The organism is Helicobacter sp. 23-1045 (assembly GCF_053654655.1).
This window is the reverse complement of record NZ_JBSIUR010000004.1, coordinates 59,522-72,729: the sequence shown is the minus strand read 5'-3', so window position 1 is coordinate 72,729 and position 13,208 is coordinate 59,522. Positions and strand designations below refer to the sequence as shown.

Here is a 13,208-nt window from a genome sequence, read left to right as displayed (position 1 = left end):
AATATGAATTTGCAAAATTTTGTCTCAATTTGTCATATGGTTGCTTCGCTTCGCTCGCAAATCCTACGGATTGAGCGAAGCGAAATATCCCAAATTCTCCCCCTCCCTTGCGGAGGGGGATTAAGGGGGTGGGTAAGAATCCCAAAAAAATTGCCGTCATTGCGAGATTTGCCTTTGGCAAATCGTGGCAATCCACAAAAAAAATATTTAGTTTTTTCTACGATTCGCACAAAATTCGCAGAATCTAATGCGCCGTTACAAACAATCGAAGCATTTGCGGTGTGGCTTTGCACGAAGTTTGTCCCGTTGCTAGGCAATAGAACTAATGGTTCATTGACGACGCAATGGGGCAAACTTCGTGTGAATTGCATACCCAAAGGCAAATTGCCCAAACAAACAAACGCACAACTTCAAAGGATAACATAATGCTTCGTTTTGCTCCCAGCCCTACCGGCGATATGCACATCGGCAACCTACGCGCTGCGATTTTAAACTATATCATCGCAAAACAGCGTGGCGAAAAGTTTTTGATACGAATCGAAGACACGGATAAATCACGCAATATCGATGGCAAGGACATTGAGATTTTGCAAATCCTAAATCTATTTGGGCTTTTTTGGGACAAGCTAGTCTATCAAAGCGATAATTTTAAGATTCATAACGAACTTGCCGAGCAGTTAGTCAAAAAAGGACAGGCATTTTATTGCTACGCCACAAAGGATTTTTTAGACAAAAAGCGTGATGAAGCGTTAGCGCAAAAAAGGGCATTTCGCTATGATGATTCGTGGGCAGAAGTTTGCAAAGGTGAAAACAAAAACCCTGTGATTCGCCTAAGGGGCGATTTATCTTGTGGCAATTCATCTCTTACGCAATCTAAAAACGCCCTGCGCGGAAGTATTTTAGATGAGAAATCGGGGTTGTGTAGCTACGAGCGAGGAAATAAGACTGATTTGTCTATTGACGAAGCGAGTGGCAAACTCCCCGATTTATCGCTAAAAGACAACGCGCAAATAGCCTTTTTTGATGAAATCAAAGGCACTTGCACTTTCAACCAAAATGAAATCGATAGCTTTGTGATTATCCGCGATGATGGTGTGCCAACCTACAATTTCGCGTGTGCGGTTGATGATATGATTTATGACATTAGCTTTATCATTCGTGGCGAGGACCACACGAGCAACACGCCAAAGCAGATTTTGGTGCATAAAAAGTTAGGCTACGAGCGCGAAATCAAATACGCGCACCTGCCGATAATTTTGAATGATTCGGGCAAAAAGATGAGCAAAAGAGAGAGCGAATCAAGCGTGAAATGGCTTTTGGAGCAGGGATTTTTGCCCCGCGCGATTTTGAATTATTTGCTTTTGATGGGCAATAATCCGCCAACTGAGATTTTTACGCTTGATGATGCGGTAAAGTGGTTTGATTTATCGCAGCTCTCAAAATCCCCCGTGCGCTTTGATATGAATCAACTGCGCCACATAAACAGAGAACATTTAAGGCGATTAGGTGAAAATGAAATGGGGCTGTTATTAGAGAGTTCTAGCGAAATTTTGGCACGGGTGGGCAATTCGTCTTTGGGTAATCATTGCGTAGATTTGCAAAATTTCGGGGCTTCGCAGACCGCTAGTCTAGTCTCATCCCCAAAATTTCGCAAAAACTCCACAAGCACTACCGCAAATACTAGAATTGATTCAAATGCACCCGAATCGTCATTGCGAGGCGAATCGCAAGATTCGCCGAAGCAATCCAAAAAAAATAATCCGTGCGATAGCACCGAATCTCGCAATGACAAAATAAGTGGCAATTCAAACGAATTTATCAAATCTCTTGGCAATCTTGGCAAAATCTTTTTAGAAGAATCCTCCACGCTAAATGAATTGCGTGAGAAAGTTGAGCGGATTTTTATCCCACGAGATTTTAGCGATTTTGAGTTTGCAGATAATGCAAAAATCTTAAAAAATGCAATTTTGGCGGAGCTAAATGCAGAATCTAGCAAATTCGCAGAATCTACCCACCCCCTAACCCCCTCCGCAAGGGAGGGGGAACAAGTTGATTCAATCTCCGCAAGGGAGGGGGAACAAGTTGATTCAATCACCGCAAGGGAGGGGGGAGCATTCGCCCAATCTCCCGCAAAGTCAAATCAAATCGCCATTTCAAGCGCATTTGCCGACTTTGATTCGCTAAAAAGCACCCTTTTGCAAAAGTGCGATTTTAAGGGCAAGGCGTTTTTTGCGCCACTTCGATTTTTGCTCACAGGTGCGCACAAAGGACCGCATTTGGATATTTTGTATCCGCATTTGCGCCCATTTTTAGCGCAAATTTTAAAGGATTGAGCTATGATTCGCCCATTTTTGGCACACATTGTAAAGGATTAAAAAATGGTTTTAGGCACATTTTTAAGCGCGGTGGCGCAGATTTTGCACTTTGTTTTGACTATCTACACTTGGATTGTGATAATCGCGGCACTTTGTTCGCTCGTCCAAGCAAATCCGTATAATAAAATCGTGCAGATTCTCTACACGCTCACAGAGCCGCTGTATGCGTGGATTCGCCGATTTGTGCCGACTATTTTTGGTGGCATTGATTTTGCTCCGTTTATTGTGATTATTGTTTTGAAATTTGTGGATTTATTTTTTGTAAGGATTTTATTTAATTATGCGCAGAATCTCTAAAATTTTTATTAGTTTTTTGCTTTTTTGTAATGCTATAAATGCACTCACGCTTAGCGAGATTGAGAGCAAAGAAAAGGGCGTAGCACGGGACTTTTATCTATATTTATATTTGCAAGAAAATAGCAATTTAGACGCAGAATCTATGCTAAAAATTTATCATTTAATTGACAATAAAATCCCAAAAATTATGCAGTTTTTAAAAATCCCAAAAGATTCGCTCCCCAAAGATGCGCAATGCAAGGCAAAATCGCTAAAAGATTTGCAAAAAAGCGATGATGAGTGCTTTAACTTTGGAGTGAAATTAGACTACGCCACGCAGTTAAGCACAAAAGATTTAGCGCGAATCACAAATCCAAAAGTCAAAAATCGCATTGAGATTTTGCGAGAAAAAAGCGGGATTTTAGATTTGATTTTGGCATTAGATGGGGCGGAGTTTAGCGCGATTTTTAGCGCGACTAGCAAAAAAAATGCGATTTTTAATGTCGCCCCAAAAAATCCGCAAAATCTATCACATAAAAATTTCGCCCAAACCATCTACAATATTGTCATTAGCAAAAAGTATCCAAACTTTACAAATGCCCTTCTTAGCGCAAAAATCGAAGGTGTGAATGATTGGACATTTTATGCGCTTGGGTTAAATGAGCTCACAAACGGCGGCAGCGCGAAAAAGGCACTTGCATATTTTGAAAATGCCGCAAATAGCGCGAGTTTCAAACTGATGAAAGATAAATCGCTCTTTTGGTGCTACAAAATCGCTGAATCGCTTGAAGATTCAGCGAAAAAAGATTCGGCAAAACAAAATTCAGCAAAAAAAGACTCTACAAAAAAAGATTTAGCGACACAAAATTCTCCAAAAAAAGACGACTTTTTAGCGCAGTTAGCGCAAAGTTCGCATTTTAATCTCTACTCGCTTTATGCGGTGAAAAAGCTAGGCACAAAACCAAAATTTCACATCATCGATGAAACAAATGAGATTTTTAAAAATATCGCGCCACCAAAGCAAAATTTTGACATAAGCGACCCCTTTGCGTGGCAAAAATTGCGAAGCGAAATCATTGCCACAAAGGACAAAGACGCGCTGATAAAACTCGCCAAATCGCTGTATTTCAAAGACAATATGCCACATTTGGTGTTCGCGCTAAATCGCTACTTTGACTTTAAGAAAAGTTTTTTTGTGAAACCTTACAAGGGCGATTCGAAGTTTGATGATGAAAATCTCGTATTCGCGGTGGCAAGGCAAGAAAGCGCGTTTTTGCCATCTGTCATCTCTCGCTCTTACGCGCTTGGTATGATGCAGATTATGCCTTTTAATGTGGAGAGCTTCGCAAAGGCGCTTGGCGCGGAGAATATCACTTATGAAAGTATGTTTAACCCGCAGATTGCGCTAAAATTTGGGGATTATTATTTAGCGCACCTTAAAAAAGAGTTCGCCCACCCGCTTTTTGTGAGCTATGCGTATAATGGCGGACCGACTTTTATTCGCAATTTTTTAAAGGACGCCAAAAATTTTAGCGCGAAAAATGCCTTTGAGCCGTGGATAAGTATGGAGTTTATCCCCTTTGAAGAAAGTCGCTTTTATGCGTTTAGCGTGATGGCAAATTACATAATTTACCGCGAGATAGATGGCGAAAATGTCGATATGGACGCATTTTTTAGGGAGACGCTTCGATAGATTCTGCGATTAGATTCTGCGAATCATATAATTTTCGCAGAATCTCGCAAATTTGTAATTTTTCGCAGAATCTCGTAAATTCGCATTTTTTTTCGCAGAATCTCGCAAATTTCGCAGAATCTGCAAATAAAAATTCACAAAAATTTAATACTTTTGCCCTAAAATGCAATTTATTTTTAAAATTAAGGTAATTTTGTGAAATTAAAAGTGCTACTTTTTTGCATATTTATGGCGAGTGCCGCAGCAGAGCAGTTTGGCGGATTTTTGGAGTTTGTGTATGATGAGGCGTCAAAACTGCATCTAAATAAATCTCAGCAAATCGCGCTTAATGAAATCATCAAAAATCATCACAATTTCCTGCGCCAATGGTATGTTGATATGAAAAAAAATAATGAGCAGATTTTGCAAAAATTCACCACTTCAAATCTCCCGCACAGCGCGATAGAATTCACGCACGGGAGGCAGCTCTCCGCCGAGCGCATCGATGCGGAATATAAATTTATATTAGAAGTGTATGAAATGCTTGATGAGACGCAAAGGAAGGCATTTTGGGAGAAAATGGGACGCTAGATTTTATTTAGATTCTGCGAAATGTGCGAGATTCTGCGAAAATCACAGAATCTTTGCCATTCAAATCATATTTTTTGCTAAAATCTCACATATTTTTCACAAAGGATTCCTATGCAGCTAATCGATGGTTTTGGGCGCACAATCGATTATATCCGCATTTCAGTTACGAAAAATTGCAATTTTCGCTGCCTTTATTGTATGCCAAATACGCCCGAGATTATCGATGAAGGCGTGATTGCGCTCCCGCAAATGCTAGAATTTCTAAAAATCGCAATGGACTTTGGCGTCCGCAAAATCCGCATTACAGGCGGCGAACCGCTTTTGCGAAAGGATTTGAGCGAGTTTATCGCCGGGATTTACGCGCACAAGGGCGATATAGAAGTCGCACTCACCACAAACGCCTATTATTTGGCGCAAAACGCGCTAAAATTAAAAGAGGCGGGATTGAAGCGCATAAATATTTCGCTTGATAGTCTAGATTCAGCAAAAATAGCGCGAATCGCCCAAAGGGACGCGCATTCAAAGATAATGGATGGCATAATTGCCGCCAAAAACGCAGGACTAAAAATCAAACTAAATATGGTCCCACTGCGCGGGATAAACGATGATGAAATTGCCGAAATGCTTTTGTTCGCGCAAAAAAATGGATTTTTGCTACGATATATTGAGTATATGAGCAATTCTTTCGCCAACGGGGCGATTTGCGGTATGCGAAGCGATGAGATTTTGGCGAAATTAAGCGAAAGATTTAGCGTGAAAATGCTAAAAAAAGAAAATTTTGGTCCCGCGAAATTATATGAATTCACCCCCAAAATCGCAGAATCTAGCGGAGATTTTGCGAAACTCAAACTCTCCCCCTCCCTTGCGGAGGGGATTTGCACAAATATCCCCCCTCCCTTGCGGAGGGGGCTAGGGGGTGGGTTAAATCCAAATCCCACAGATTCGGCGACTCAACACGGCGTTTTTGGCATTATCGCCCCGCACAACGATGATTTTTGCACTTCTTGCAATCGCATTCGCATAACAAGCGATGGCATAATCTGCCCCTGCCTTTATTTCGAAGACGCGGTGGATTTAGGGGAGGCAATCAAAAACGGCGACAAAGACGCGATGAGAGCAGGTTTGCTAAAAGCAATCGCAAATAAACCTGAAAAAAACAAATGGAGCGAAAACGCAACATCAACTCGCGCATTTTACGAAACCGGCGGATAATGCAAATTTAAGCAACGCAAGATTCTGCGTTAGATTCTGCGATTTTCACAGATTCTACGGCAGATTCTGCGATTTTCACAAAATCCACAAATTCGCCAAAATCAAAAATTTCGCAAAATCCACAAATTCGCAAAAATCCTAAATTTTCACTCGTCCCTCCATCGCCCTTTGCAAAGATAGTTTGTCGATATTATCTAGCCCTACGCCTGTTGGGATACCTTGCGCGATTTTTGAAAATGTGAGATTCGCATTTTGCAATTTGTCCTCGATATAAAGCATCATCGCCTCACTACTTAAAGACGGCGAAAAGGCAAAGATAATCTCGTGCTTTTCATACTCTGCGATTTTAGCGCGAATATCGGCGAAATCCACCTCTTTCACGCTACTAATCACAAAGTAGCTCCCGCCAAAAACGCCCATTTCTTCAAGCGTCAAAATATCTTTCGCGCTACTTACAATGCAAAGACTTTGATGATACAAACGCGCCGAATCCTCGCAAATCGCGCAAATCCTCCCCTCCGCCATCCCGCCACAAATCTCACAAACCTGCACTTGCGAAATCGCGCTTTCAATGCAGTGTGCGATATTTAACGCCAACATTTTGTTTTCAATCGCGAGTGTGTAGGCGATTTTGAGTGCGGATTTGCGCCCGATGGTAGGGATTTGTTCGAGTTGCTCGACAAGTAAGTTAAATGATTTCATATTGAATTTTTAAGCAAAAAAAGTGCCAAAGGTTTGCGAGATTCTGCGTTTTATAAAATTTTCGCACGAGTCGCAGAATCTCTCCACGAAATTCGCAGAATCTAGATTGCCACGACTTGCAAGCAAGTCTCGCAATGACGAAGCGGGGCAAAAATCTCACTTCCCAAAATGCAAATTATTTGCCTTCTGCATTTGCTTTGGCGTAATCCCATATTTCTCGCCAAATCGCTTGATAAACCACGCCATCGAGTTGATTTTCAGCTCTTTGCAAATCTCGGTGACATTTTTATTGCTAAATTCAAGCAGTAGTTTTGCCCGCTCAAACTTCTCATTATCAATCCACTCTTTGGGCGAAATGCCAAAACTCAACTTAAAATTACGACTAAAAATCGACAAATTCATCTCAAAAAAGTCCGCCATCTCGCGCACATTGGCAAACTCTCTGCCGTTATTATTTAGCAAAGTCGCAAACAAAGGGCAGTCCTCAATAATCTCGCGAATATACCCCGCAAACACCATATCCTCGCGGTTTAGCAGTAGCAAAAATAGCGTCTCCATCTTTAACTTTATGATTTCTTTGAAAATATTGCTATTTAGTTGATTTTTATGCGCAAAATAGACTTTTAACGCCATAATTTGCTCGTTGATATAATCATCGCTTGAAATCTTGTAATGCTCGCATTTCGCGCCATTTTGAAGCAAATCAAAAACGAAGCGATGCTTGCTTAGAAATTTCAGCAAAAAGATATTTGAAAAAAATATGCAGTAAGATTGATAAATGCCCTGCTTTGCTTCATTTTTGGCGTCTAACTTGCCCTTTTTGATGAATAAAATCTCATTTTCATTTTGCATAAACTCGCCATTTGCCAAAATCTTGCGCCCTTTTAGGATAAACATAATGATATTTCGCGATGCGTTGATTTGGATTTTGCCCGTGCTTGTGCCTTTGTAGTTTAGTGCCAAAATCTCATCATAGTCCAAAAAGTCCTGCGTGTAGCGGTTTTCCCCCAAATGCTCATCGCACAAAATGTTGTTTTTTGTCTCCATTTTTACCCCCTAAATTTTCCAAAACAATGTAATTTTAGCAAATTTTTGGCATAAATGGGCGAGATTCTGCGATTAAATCGCAGAATCTGTGTTGCTCTCCGTCATTGCGAGGAAGTTTGAGCGAAGCGAAAACAACGAAGCAATCCATAATTAGATTCTGCGATTTTTGCAAAATTCACACTAGATTCTGCGAGATTTTACAGATTCTGCGATTTAAACCAAACTCCAATTTACCCCTGCGATGCCTTTGGCGCACAAAAATTCATTGCATTTGCTAAAATGTCCGCAACCCACAAATCCACGCGCTAGTGGCGATGGGTGCGGTGCTTCTAGCACTAAATGTCGGCGCGAATCTATGAGAGATTTTTTGCCCCGTGCGTAGTTGCCCCAAAGCATAAAAACGATATTTTCGCGCCTTTGTGAGAGAATTTCAATCACTTTGTCGGTGAAAATCTCCCACCCAAAGCCTTTGTGTGAGAGTGCTTTGCCAAGCTCCACACTTAAAAGCGCGTTTAACAAAAGCACACCCTCCCTTGCCCACGCGCTCAAATCGCCATTTTGTGGCGAATCTATATTTAAATCGCGTTTGATTTCTTTAAAGATATTTTTAAGCGATGGTGGCGGTGTAACGCCCTGCGGGACGCTAAAAGATAGCCCCATAGCCTGTGCTATCCCGCGCTCTACGCCGTGATAAGGGTCTTGTCCTAAAATCACAACCTTTACTTTCTCAAACGGCACGAGATTGAAAGCATTGAAAAGCAATTTTGGTGGTGGCAAAATGGTGGATTTTTTGAGTGCGTCATAATATTTGGCGCGAATCTCCGCAAAATAGGGCTTGTCAAACTCATCTTGCAAGACATTTTTCCACGAATCTTCGATTTTCACTTCCATAAAATAACCTTAAAAATTTTTAAGATATTTCGACTTTTTCAAAGTCTTAATCAAACATTGAAATTAGATTCTGCGATTTTTGCCGTCATTGCGAGATTCTGCAAAGCAGAATCGTGGCAATCCATAGGATTTGTGAGCGAAGCGAAACAACCATCCAAGTTTAGATTCTGCGAAATTAAATTAGATTCTGCGATTTTAGTTTCATTCGCAGAATCTGCGAGATTTTCGCCATTTTTTAGATTTAATTCGCTAGTTTCTTTTCGCAAAAAGGGCTGCACCCCCCTCCCCGCTCCCCCTACGCGCCAAAAAGCAGCCGCTTTTTCGCTTTTAGGGGGAGAGCCTCGCTTAATCCGCTTCTAGCAAAAAATCGGCGGTTGCACTTCTGCAACCTTGCGCCCGATTTTTTGCACCACGAAGCGGGCGAGATTAAGGGTGCTTCGCACGGATTTGATTTGATTGTGGATTGCTTCGTTGCACTCGCTTCGCTTCGTGCGCCTCGCAATGACGATTTTTTTGAGATTTTTCGCTTCGTTCAAAATGACGAAAATTTTTTAATTTGATTCGCAACGCGAATCACAATCGAAGTAATGGCGGTGTGGCTTTTGTAGTTTTTGATAATTTTTGGGAGCGAAGCTAGACTTGGAGTCTGTGAGCCTCCCAAAAATTATCAAATCTGCGAAATTGCATACCCCAGAACAAATTGAGCGCACGAATCTATTCAATAATTTTTGGCACGATAAAAAATCCACCCTCCGCCTTTGGCGCGTTTTTTAGGATAGATTCGACTACTTCGCTTTTGCGTGGAGTGTCCTCTCTCATCGGCGTTTTCGCGCTTTTATGCGGAATCTCCGCGCTTAAATCCACTGCATTTAGATTTTCTACGAAATTCAAAATTTCGCTAATCTGCCCCTTAATCGCCTCTTTTTTGTTTATCGGCACTTTTAACGCGCTTAATTTTTCTAGCTTTTCTAACAATTTATCATCGATTTGCATTTTTGCTTCCTTTAATTTTTAGATTCGCGGGTCGGCGATATAGCCTAGTAACGCGCTTTTTGCTACCACAGCGGAGTTTGCCAAATATACTTCCGAGCTTTTTGCGCCCATTCGCCCTACGAAGTTGCGATTCGTAGTTGAAATGCACTTTTCATTATCGCCCAAAATCCCCATATACCCGCCTAAACACGCGCCACAAGTAGGATTGCTGATAAGCGCACCACTATTTAGCAAAATCTCAATTAAGCCCTCTCTCTCCGCTTCACGCGCAATCGCCTGAGTGCCGGGCGTGATTATTAGGCGGACATCTTTGTGAATCTTTTTGCCCTTCAAAATCTCCGCAGCCACGCGCAAATCGCTAATGCGCCCATTGGTGCAAGAGCCGATAAAGGCTTGGTCGATTTTGATTTTATCGCTAACAGCTTGTGAAATGGGCTTCCCATTTGATGGCAAAAACGGATAAGCTACAAGCGGTTCTAACGCGCTTATGTCAATGGTGATTTTTTGCTTGTAGTGGGCGTTTTTATCGCTTTTGTGAATCACAGGTTTGCCACGCAACGATTGGCGCGAATCCAAAAACGCCTCCGTAATCTCATCTACGGCGATGATTCCGCTTTTTGCCCCTGCTTCGATTGCCATATTGCAAATGCTAAATCTATCGTCCATTGCGATATATTTTAGCCCTTCGCCTGTAAATTCTAGCGCGTTATACAGCGCACCATCAACGCCAAGACGGCGAATCACCTCCAAAATCAAATCCTTGCCATAAACGCAGGGTGCGCTCTTGCCGATAAATTCGACTTTTATGCTTTGGGGGATTTTAAACCAATTTTTGCCCGTCATCATCGCAAAAGCTAAATCCGTGCTTCCCATACCTGTGGCAAACGCACCCAACGCGCCGTGAGTGCAAGTGTGCGAATCCGCGCCGATAATCACATCGCCGGGTAGCACAAGCCCCTTTTCTGGCAAAAGCGCGTGTTCGATGCCCATATCGCGCTCATCAAAGAAATATTTTAGATTTTGCTCTTTTGCAAAGTCGCGGTTTTTTCGCGCTTGATTTGCCGATGCGATGTCTTTGGCTGGGATAAAATGGTCTAAGACTAAAAAGAAATTATCGGGCTTTGCGAGTTTTTTTGCCCCTGCTTTTTTGAAAGCTTCGATAGATAGGGGCGTGGTAATGTCATTGCCGATTACCATATCAATGTCGCATTCGATGATTTCATCGGCGAAAACGGCGCGATTCGCGTGTGCTGAAAAGATTTTTTCTGTGATTGTTTGTGGCTTTTGTGGCATTTTTGGCTCTCCATTTTTAAAAAAATTTTGAAATTTTATCTATAAAAATATAAAATTTTTTAAAAAATCTTAAAAATGGCGGATAAAATATGGCAAAAAATTTTAAAATCGGCATTGTGGGAATAAGCGGATACACTGGATTAGAACTAGTCAAATTGCTACTAAATCACAAATTTTTTGATTTGAGCTATGTCGCAAATTCAAGTGGCAAATCTTCGCTCTACGCGCTTTATCCAAACCTAATCAATGTCGCGCCAAACTTGCCCGTGCAAAAAATTGATTTTAGCGCAATCAAAGGGCTAGATTTGGTATTTTTGGCATTGCCACACAAGGAATCAATGAGCGTTGTGCCACGCATTTTAGAGCTTGGCGTAAAAGTGGTGGATTTAAGCGCGGATTATCGCTTATGCGCCAAAAATTACGAAGCACATTATTGCAAACATAGCGATTTAAAAAACCTCCAAAACGCCGTCTATGGCTTGATAGAGTGGAATCGCAAATCAATTAAAGGCGCGAATCTGGTGGCAAATCCGGGCTGTTATCCTACGGCGTCTTTGCTTGGAATCCTCCCATTTATCGCGCATTTGGGCGATTTTAGCATTTTTATTGACGCAAAAAGTGGCGTAAGTGGCGCAGGGAAAAAACTTACTCAAAATACGCACTATCCGCAAATAAATGAAAATATGTTCGCATATTCGCCATTTACGCACCGCCACAGCATTGAGATTAAGGAAAAATGCGAGTTTTTTGGGCGCAAAATCGCAGAATCTAGCACGAAAAAAGACTTGCGCGGAAGTATTTTGAGCGAGAAATCGGGGTTGCGCAGTTGTGAGCGAGGAAATAGAACTGATGGTTCATTGACGAAGCGAACAACAAGTCTCCACGATTTATCGCCAAAAGACAAACGCGCCATAGATTCGCCACAAATCAAAATCAACTTCGTCCCGCATTTAAGCCCCTTCACTCGCGGAATGCTAGTTTCAATCTTTGCGCGTTTAAAAGAGCCACTAAATCCACTAGAAATTTTACGCAAATGCTACAAAAATGAGCCTTTTATCCGCATTAGCGAAAATCCTGTGAGCGTGAAAAACACTGCTGGAAGCCACTTTTGTGATATTTTCGCGCTTATGGAAGGCAGAGATTTGTTTGTGAGTTCAAGTATCGATAATCTTTTGCGTGGGGCAAGTTCGCAAGCATTAGCGTGTGCAAATCTCGCGCTTGGCATTGATGAGGTTGAAGGTTTGCCAAAAATCGCCTATATGCCGTGAAATTTTGGAGTAATCTTGCAAAATACATTAGAAATTCAAAATGACGCGATTTTTATCGCGGATTCGCATACGCAAATCAGTGCGCAAAATACGCGCGATTCGCTTATTTTGGCATTGCAAAAAATGTGCGATTTGCGCCACACGCCATCGCAGATTTTTTTGCTGGGTGATATTTCAAACATTTTGGTAGGCAATCTAAAATCAAGCGTGAAATCAAATGAAACGCTCTTAAATGCGATAGATTCGCTATCCAAAAGGGCGCAAGTGATTTATTTTGCGGGCAATCACGATTTTAATTTGGAGGGCATTTTGCCAAATGCGCGAAAAATCCCGCGCAAAAATCAACCGATACTTGCAAAGTTTGGCAAAAAGCGCGTTTTAATCGCGCACGGCGATATTTTTTTGGATAAAAAATATGAAATTTACATAAAAATTTTGAGTGCGAAAATCACGGGTAAAATCTTGCAAATAGCAGATTTTGCGACTTTTGGGTGGCTTTATAGATTTATCGAAAAAAAAGTGCAAAATAAAAAAATTCGCTTTTTGCGCGGAGATTCTGCGATTTACGAGCTAATTAGGCGCAGAATCAAATGCTACCAAACTTACGCAAAATCGCAGAATCTAAGCATAGATTTAATCATCGAGGGGCATTTTCACTTGGGGAAAATCGTGGATTTTACGCTAGATTCTGCGAATAACGCAGATTTTGCAACTTCGCAGAATCTAGCAGATTCTGCGATAAAATATATCGCCCTACCCGCTTTTTTGCAGGAAAATAGCGCGTTTAAAATCGATAAATGTGAATTTATAACATTATAAAACGCAGAATCTAGGCGATTTTCTTGCGAAATTTAGAATAAAAATTATATAATCCGCAATTTTAAAATG

19 protein-coding genes and 2 pseudogenes are annotated in these 13,208 nt (G+C 41.4%); 9 read left to right on the top strand and 12 right to left on the bottom strand.

The annotated features are described in order from the left end of the window. The first annotated feature begins 3 nt into the window (after nt 1-3). The 5 genes and pseudogenes from ACWIUE_RS05355 to ACWIUE_RS05335 all read left to right on the top strand — a co-directional run bounded on the left by ACWIUE_RS05355 (nt 4) and on the right by ACWIUE_RS05335 (nt 4,344). Nucleotides 4-426, top strand: a complete 423-nt coding sequence (locus ACWIUE_RS05355; protein ID WP_454135539.1) for a hypothetical protein — start codon at nt 4-6, stop codon at nt 424-426. Further along, nucleotides 426-839, top strand: a pseudogene (locus ACWIUE_RS05350) (glutamate--tRNA ligase family protein); the annotation flags it as partial. The gene ACWIUE_RS05355 and the pseudogene ACWIUE_RS05350, both read left to right, overlap by 1 nt. 159 nt (nt 840-998) lie before the next feature. Continuing rightward, nucleotides 999-1,520 (top strand): annotated as a pseudogene (locus ACWIUE_RS05345) (glutamate--tRNA ligase family protein); the annotation flags it as partial. Nucleotides 1,521-2,378: 858 nt separating this feature from the next. After that, nucleotides 2,379-2,672: a YggT family protein gene (locus ACWIUE_RS05340; protein ID WP_454135537.1), complete on the top strand. Its 294-nt coding sequence runs from the start codon at nt 2,379-2,381 to the stop codon at nt 2,670-2,672. 16 nt (nt 2,673-2,688) lie between these two features. Next, on the top strand, nt 2,689-4,344 hold the full coding sequence (locus ACWIUE_RS05335; RefSeq protein ID WP_454135536.1) for a lytic transglycosylase domain-containing protein: 1,656 nt from the start codon (nt 2,689-2,691) through the stop codon (nt 4,342-4,344). Nucleotides 4,345-4,353: 9 nt separating this feature from the next. Here ACWIUE_RS05335 and ACWIUE_RS05330 read toward each other — a convergent pair whose 3' ends face one another. Next, nucleotides 4,354-4,482 (bottom strand): hypothetical protein, encoded by a 129-nt coding sequence (locus ACWIUE_RS05330; protein ID WP_454135534.1) that lies wholly within the window; start codon nt 4,480-4,482, stop codon nt 4,354-4,356. Nucleotides 4,483-4,539: 57 nt separating this feature from the next. Here ACWIUE_RS05330 and ACWIUE_RS05325 point away from each other — a divergent pair, with 57 nt between their 5' ends. Together ACWIUE_RS05325 and moaA are read left to right on the top strand one after the other, a co-directional pair. Beyond that, a complete protein-coding gene (locus ACWIUE_RS05325; protein ID WP_454135532.1) occupies nt 4,540-4,914 on the top strand; it encodes a hypothetical protein in 375 nt (124 codons plus the stop codon). A 111-nt stretch (nt 4,915-5,025) separates the two neighbouring features. Next, the gene (gene moaA, locus ACWIUE_RS05320) at nt 5,026-6,126 is read left to right on the top strand and encodes a GTP 3',8-cyclase MoaA (RefSeq protein WP_454135530.1); all 1,101 of its coding nucleotides are present in this window, start codon (nt 5,026-5,028) and stop codon (nt 6,124-6,126) included. A gap of 7 nt (nt 6,127-6,133) precedes the next feature. On the opposite strand, the gene ACWIUE_RS05315 is transcribed toward moaA, so the two are convergent. The 11 genes from ACWIUE_RS05315 to ACWIUE_RS05265 are packed head-to-tail and all read right to left on the bottom strand — an operon-like array spanning nt 6,134 to nt 11,052. Then, entirely contained in the window at nt 6,134-6,259 is a 126-nt protein-coding gene (locus ACWIUE_RS05315; RefSeq protein ID WP_454135528.1) for a hypothetical protein, read from the bottom strand. A 5-nt stretch (nt 6,260-6,264) separates the two neighbouring features. Next, complete coding sequence (recR, locus tag ACWIUE_RS05310; RefSeq protein ID WP_454135526.1) at nt 6,265-6,828, bottom strand: recombination mediator RecR; 564 nt, start codon at nt 6,826-6,828, stop codon at nt 6,265-6,267. Beyond that, the gene (locus tag ACWIUE_RS05305; protein WP_454135525.1) at nt 6,815-6,988 is read right to left on the bottom strand and encodes a hypothetical protein; all 174 of its coding nucleotides are present in this window, start codon (nt 6,986-6,988) and stop codon (nt 6,815-6,817) included. The genes recR and ACWIUE_RS05305 overlap by 14 nt, the downstream gene beginning before the upstream one ends. Beyond that, nucleotides 6,985-7,875: a helix-turn-helix transcriptional regulator gene (locus ACWIUE_RS05300; protein WP_454135523.1), complete on the bottom strand. Its 891-nt coding sequence runs from the start codon at nt 7,873-7,875 to the stop codon at nt 6,985-6,987. Before ACWIUE_RS05300 ends, ACWIUE_RS05305 begins: the two co-directional genes overlap by 4 nt. A 34-nt stretch (nt 7,876-7,909) precedes the next feature. Beyond that, on the bottom strand, nt 7,910-8,047 hold the full coding sequence (locus ACWIUE_RS05295) for a hypothetical protein (protein ID WP_454135521.1): 138 nt from the start codon (nt 8,045-8,047) through the stop codon (nt 7,910-7,912). Between the two features lie 41 nt (nt 8,048-8,088). Further along, nucleotides 8,089-8,766, bottom strand: a complete 678-nt coding sequence (ung, locus tag ACWIUE_RS05290) for a uracil-DNA glycosylase (protein WP_454135519.1) — start codon at nt 8,764-8,766, stop codon at nt 8,089-8,091. A gap of 50 nt (nt 8,767-8,816) precedes the next feature. Then, nucleotides 8,817-9,044: a hypothetical protein gene (locus ACWIUE_RS05285; RefSeq protein WP_454135517.1), complete on the bottom strand. Its 228-nt coding sequence runs from the start codon at nt 9,042-9,044 to the stop codon at nt 8,817-8,819. A gap of 17 nt (nt 9,045-9,061) precedes the next feature. Next, nucleotides 9,062-9,268 (bottom strand): hypothetical protein, encoded by a 207-nt coding sequence (locus ACWIUE_RS05280; RefSeq protein WP_454135515.1) that lies wholly within the window; start codon nt 9,266-9,268, stop codon nt 9,062-9,064. A gap of 30 nt (nt 9,269-9,298) precedes the next feature. Then, nucleotides 9,299-9,427 (bottom strand): hypothetical protein, encoded by a 129-nt coding sequence (locus ACWIUE_RS05275; protein WP_454135514.1) that lies wholly within the window; start codon nt 9,425-9,427, stop codon nt 9,299-9,301. A gap of 53 nt (nt 9,428-9,480) precedes the next feature. Then, nucleotides 9,481-9,759 (bottom strand): Asp-tRNA(Asn)/Glu-tRNA(Gln) amidotransferase subunit GatC, encoded by a 279-nt coding sequence (gatC, locus tag ACWIUE_RS05270; protein WP_454135512.1) that lies wholly within the window; start codon nt 9,757-9,759, stop codon nt 9,481-9,483. A gap of 18 nt (nt 9,760-9,777) precedes the next feature. Beyond that, the gene (locus ACWIUE_RS05265; protein ID WP_454135510.1) at nt 9,778-11,052 is read right to left on the bottom strand and encodes a 3-isopropylmalate dehydratase large subunit; all 1,275 of its coding nucleotides are present in this window, start codon (nt 11,050-11,052) and stop codon (nt 9,778-9,780) included. A gap of 89 nt (nt 11,053-11,141) precedes the next feature. Here ACWIUE_RS05265 and ACWIUE_RS05260 point away from each other — a divergent pair, with 89 nt between their 5' ends. Continuing rightward, nucleotides 11,142-12,320, top strand: coding sequence for an N-acetyl-gamma-glutamyl-phosphate reductase (locus tag ACWIUE_RS05260; protein WP_454135508.1), 1,179 nt, complete (start codon nt 11,142-11,144; stop codon nt 12,318-12,320). Nucleotides 12,321-12,335: 15 nt separating this feature from the next. After that, a complete protein-coding gene (locus ACWIUE_RS05255) occupies nt 12,336-13,139 on the top strand; it encodes a UDP-2,3-diacylglucosamine diphosphatase (protein WP_454135506.1) in 804 nt (267 codons plus the stop codon). The last annotated feature ends 69 nt before the right edge of the window (nt 13,140-13,208 follow it).

Coding starts and splice junctions, on each gene's coding strand:
- ACWIUE_RS05355 (WP_454135539.1), top strand. CDS start 4: ATGAATTTGCAAAATTTTGTCTCAATTTGTCATATGGTTGCTTCGCTT.
- ACWIUE_RS05340 (WP_454135537.1), top strand. CDS start 2,379: ATGGTTTTAGGCACATTTTTAAGCGCGGTGGCGCAGATTTTGCACTTT.
- moaA (WP_454135530.1), top strand. CDS start 5,026: ATGCAGCTAATCGATGGTTTTGGGCGCACAATCGATTATATCCGCATT.
- recR (WP_454135526.1), bottom strand. CDS start 6,828: ATGAAATCATTTAACTTACTTGTCGAGCAACTCGAACAAATCCCTACC.
- ACWIUE_RS05300 (WP_454135523.1), bottom strand. CDS start 7,875: ATGGAGACAAAAAACAACATTTTGTGCGATGAGCATTTGGGGGAAAAC.
- ung (WP_454135519.1), bottom strand. CDS start 8,766: ATGGAAGTGAAAATCGAAGATTCGTGGAAAAATGTCTTGCAAGATGAG.
- gatC (WP_454135512.1), bottom strand. CDS start 9,759: ATGCAAATCGATGATAAATTGTTAGAAAAGCTAGAAAAATTAAGCGCG.
- ACWIUE_RS05265 (WP_454135510.1), bottom strand. CDS start 11,052: ATGCCACAAAAGCCACAAACAATCACAGAAAAAATCTTTTCAGCACAC.
- ACWIUE_RS05260 (WP_454135508.1), top strand. CDS start 11,142: ATGGCAAAAAATTTTAAAATCGGCATTGTGGGAATAAGCGGATACACT.